This is a genomic window from Confluentibacter sediminis (genome assembly GCF_003258355.1).
GTDB lineage: Bacteria > Bacteroidota > Bacteroidia > Flavobacteriales > Flavobacteriaceae > Confluentibacter > Confluentibacter sediminis.
Window position 1 is genome coordinate 1 of sequence record NZ_QKPO01000107.1, and the last position, 328, is coordinate 328.

General features: G+C 61.9%; 1 pseudogene. It reads left to right on the forward strand.

Annotation, left to right across the window (positions count from 1 at the left end):
• Positions 1-328: pseudogene (locus DKT72_RS19105) on the forward strand (hypothetical protein); the annotation flags it as partial.

Genomic DNA, 328 nt, shown 5'->3' on the forward strand with positions numbered 1-328 from the left:
TTCCACCATGATTTCCGGTCTGCCATTCGAAGGCCCGGTCTCCGGTGTGCGTCTGGCGCTGATTGATGGCCAGTGGGTTGCCTTCCCGCGTTGGAGCGAGCGTGAGCGCGCCGTGTTCGAGATTGTGGTCGCTGGCCGCGTGATCGAGAACGGTGATGTTGCCATCGCCATGATCGAGGCCGGTGCCGGCAAGAACGCCTGGCACCTCATCTACGACGAGGGTCAGACCAAGCCCGATGAGGAAGTCGTTGCCGGTGGTCTTGAGGCCGCCAAGCCGTTCATCAAGGTGATTTGCGAGGCTCAGGACGAGCTCAAGAAGATCGCCGCC